Annotated in this window: 4 protein-coding genes; 1 reads left to right on the top strand and 3 read right to left on the bottom strand. The window is 43.7% G+C overall.

All coding sequences use genetic code 11. The features are described from left to right. Positions 1-202 (top strand): peptide deformylase (locus PAN06_RS13230; protein ID WP_269796557.1); only part of this gene is annotated, 202 nt, incomplete at its 5' end. 53 nt (positions 203-255) lie between these two features. On the opposite strand, the gene PAN06_RS13235 is transcribed toward PAN06_RS13230, so the two are convergent. The 3 genes from PAN06_RS13235 to PAN06_RS13245 form a co-directional block, all read right to left on the bottom strand. Next, positions 256-1,260: a hypothetical protein gene (locus PAN06_RS13235; protein ID WP_269796558.1), complete on the bottom strand. Its 1,005-nt coding sequence runs from the start codon at positions 1,258-1,260 to the stop codon at positions 256-258. Positions 1,261-1,733: 473 nt separating this feature from the next. Beyond that, the gene (locus PAN06_RS13240) at positions 1,734-2,975 is read right to left on the bottom strand and encodes an aminopeptidase (protein ID WP_269796559.1); all 1,242 of its coding nucleotides are present in this window, start codon (positions 2,973-2,975) and stop codon (positions 1,734-1,736) included. A 101-nt stretch (positions 2,976-3,076) separates the two neighbouring features. Continuing rightward, the coding region (locus PAN06_RS13245) for an AAA family ATPase (protein ID WP_269796560.1) at positions 3,077-3,721 on the bottom strand (645 nt) is incomplete at its 5' end.

Below are 3,721 nucleotides of genomic sequence, written 5' to 3' on the forward strand. Positions count from 1 at the left end.
CCCAGGCTATGTGGTTCGCCATGCCCGCGTGACGGTTGAGTATTTCACAAAAGATGGGGAAAAGAAACGCATCAAACTTAAAGGCTACAACTCCATCGTCGTTCAACATGAAATCGACCACACCAACGGCATCATGTTCTATGACCGCATCAACCCAAATAACCCATTTGAAATCAAAGAAGGTCTCTTGATTTTAGAATAGCGTAAATGACAAAAATACCTAACTGAGAAAGCTCTCGGTTAGGTATTTTTTTGTTATTTTTTGCCTTGCCTTTTATTCGAAAACTTGCGTATGATGGTACGTGCCATGCTAATAAAGAAGTCCAAGGCAATTCCTAGGGTAATCATTCTTACAAGCCACACCAACCAGATTGGTCGTCTTACCTTTGCATCAGCATATCCTAAATGATCAAGTGCTACAAACATCAATAGATAGCATACTATTTCTAACGGAATGCGATGTTTAGCTTTTTTCAGACTGAAGCCTTTTAACCAATTCCATAGTAAATCCCACAACGTCGGATTATCCTCAGGTTCATCCTCCCAGTATTCCTTACTTTTTGTTTTCAAATACAAGAGGTAACCCACTTCTGTCAGCAATTGAGTAAAGGCGTAACTGAATAGTATGCTTACGGATACTCCTAGCACCACTCCATAATAGCCAGTAAGGGCCGCTCCTATCATGGAGCAGACGAAGATGATCGTTAGGGCATTGCTACTGTAACTACTTGATTTTGCGAAATAATTTCCCAGGGTTCTAGTTGGTGAAAAGCCAATCTTTAACTGCTTCTTAAGCCAAAAATAATGATAAATAAAGCCCAATAAGGTACAAATCACAAGAAAAGGAATGACGATGAAGCCATATTTCGGGAAACCTACTTCAAATTCTTTATTTGCCAGAGCAGAAACAATGATGAGCAAGCCCATGACTTGGAGCGATAAAAACATCCCTGCATAGGTGAATAAGAGTAGAGTCGTTGACAACACTTGTCTTCTATATATAAATGCCCCCATTAACGGCAAGAAAAATGCAATGATATGGTAAAGACAATAGATGACGAGGATATCAAAAAACCAATGACTAAATGGTTTTATACCTTTCGATACATCATACGAATAAAAACAAAGGATTTCAAATGCGAACAGAAATACGCCTGTCCACGAATTGATCATCATAGCCGCTGAAGCGCGTGTATTGGCTAAACTTTTAAAGTAGACTTTGTTCGCCTGCTCAATATCGACTTTCTTTTCATTTTTCATAGCATGCTCCTTTCTAGGAAATTATTCCAGGGGCTCTTCTAAACTCTACAAAAGCAAGAAACTTTCAAAACCATCTTATCTACTCATGACAAAACATACCTTCCATCATACCTGATTTTACTTTGATGATCAAGTTTTGACCAAAAAAGTATCCAACTTCTTAACAGTTGGATACTTTTTACCTTTTTATTTGTTAGCGCAGTGGTTGATTGGAACTACTCCTACCTGCGGTACTCGTACTTCTTGATCAACTGGGCGGGGGGACTAAAAAGGTCCGGTGGACCTTTTTTGCCCGAGCCTTAAATCCAAAAAGCGAGGTAAAAATCAAACTCTTCGAGTTACCGATTTCTGTCTCTTAGCACAGTGGTTGATTGACGGTACTTGAACCTTTCGGTTCTTCGTCCAGTCTAATCAACTGTGTGGGGGCAGGACTACGAAATCGAGACTGCGTCTACCGATTTCTGTCCTGCTCCCTATATTGCCCAATCTCCGTTGCGGAAGACTGGAACGCGGGTACCGTCTTCTCGGATGCCGTCGATATCCATTTGGCTTGAGCCGATCATGAAGTCGACGTGGACGTCTGAGCGGTTGAGGCCGGCTGCTTCGAGTTCTTCTTCTGTGAATTCTGCGCCACCTTCTACGCTGGTGGCATAGGCTGCCCCGATGGCCAAGTGGTTAGAGGCATTTTCATCAAAGAGGGTATTAAAGAAGGTAATGCCTGATTGGGAAATTGGACTTGGATCTGGTACGAGGGCACATTCCCCCAAGGCACGCGCTCCCTTGTTTTTGAAGACCAAATCTTTCATGACTTGATCGCCTTTTTCAGCTGTGATATCCACAATTTCTCCATTTTCAAAGGTCACTTTGATGCCTTCGATGATGTTCCCGTTGTAGCTAAGCGGTTTTGTGGAAGTGACATAACCTTCAGCACGACGGAAGTCAGGAGCTGTGAAGACCTCTTCTGTCGGCATGTTTGGCAAGAAGCCTTCGCCTTGGGCATTGATAGCTCCGGCAGATTCCCAGACGTGGTTTTTCGGCAAGCCAAGAGTCAAATCGGTTCCTGGTGCTGTGTAATGAAGGGCTGAGAATTGTTCCTTATTAAGTGTATCTGCCTTGCTCTTCAAAATAGCAGCATGTTCTTCCCAAGCCTTGACTGGATCTTCTTCGTACACCCGGCAGGTCTTGAAGATTTGATCCCACAGGAGATCCACTGCTTCTTCATCACTAGCCGCATTTGGGAAGACCTTTTTCGCCCATTCTAAACCAGCTGCAGCAGCAACTGTCCAGCTGACCTTGTTGGATTGAGTGGCGATGCGCATTGGTTTCATGGCCATGCCCAAAGCCTTGGCAGAGGCAGACAATTTCTCTGCATCAACGCCGTTCAAGGCACCTGGATCAGAAGAACGGACACCCAAACGACTGGCCTTGTGTTCCAAGAGGTAGTTCATTTCCGCAATCTTGTAATCTGGCACATTGTTCAAGCGATCCATCGGTGCATGGAGGAATTTCTCCCGGGTCGTAAAATCATCTGCCCATTGGACAATCACTTCGTGCGCACCTAAGGCATAGGCTTCCTTCACGATCAAGTGGGCCAATTCTCTTTGTTCCACATCGATGTTCAAAGCCAAGGTATGGCCAGGTTGCACGTTGATGCCGTTCGCCACCAACAATTTTGCGTATTTTTCGAGGTTTTCTTTAAAATTTGGTAAAACCATTTTTTTCTCCTTCATAAGTGAATGATCTCTTCCTAGTATACCATAAGTCCATGCAAAAAGGATTCCGCTCCTGCAGAATCCTTTTTCTTGTTCCTTCTAGCTTAAGGAAGAACATAGCCTTGATCATCTACCGTATGGGGATGTTCAGTATTGCCATTCTCTCTCAAGGCTTCCAAATCTTGATCCAAAATCGAATTGTAATCCGTACTACCTTCACGGGTTACCCGAGTCGATACTTGGCGCAAGAGTTTTTCATTGAGATTACGGACCCAGCGACCATTACTATGGTCATTAGCACGCATATAATTTTCTCTGACGATCTCTCCATAAAGAGCTTCATTGACTTGGTAGCCTTGCTTGTGCAATCCCAACAGACCGATCTCGACAATCTCATCTGGACTATAGTCTTCAAAGTCAAATGTAGTCGGGATCCGACTTTGCAAACCTGAATTGACCTGCAAGAAGTCATGCATCTCTCTGGTATAGCCAGCAAAGATAATGACGATATCACGACGGTGGTCCTCCATAAATTTGAGGACTTCATCCAAAGCTTCCTTCCCAAAATCATCATTTACACCGGTAAAGAGGGTATAGGCCTCATCGATAAAGAGGACACCACCCAGTGCACTCTCCAAAACTTCACGCGTCTTCAAAGCTGTTTGACCTTGGTAGCCTCCAACCAGATTGCTCCGCGATACTTCGATGAATTTCTTCTGATTGATCACCCCTTTTTGGAAGAGGATATT

The sequence above is a fragment of the Streptococcus sp. SM3 genome, from assembly GCF_027497875.1.

Bases quoted from the DNA above. Each gene is read 5' to 3' on its own strand.
- PAN06_RS13235 (WP_269796558.1), bottom strand. From the start codon at position 1,260: ATGAAAAATGAAAAGAAAGTCGATATTGAGCAGGCGAACAAAGTCTAC.
- PAN06_RS13240 (WP_269796559.1), bottom strand. From the start codon at position 2,975: ATGGTTTTACCAAATTTTAAAGAAAACCTCGAAAAATACGCAAAATTG.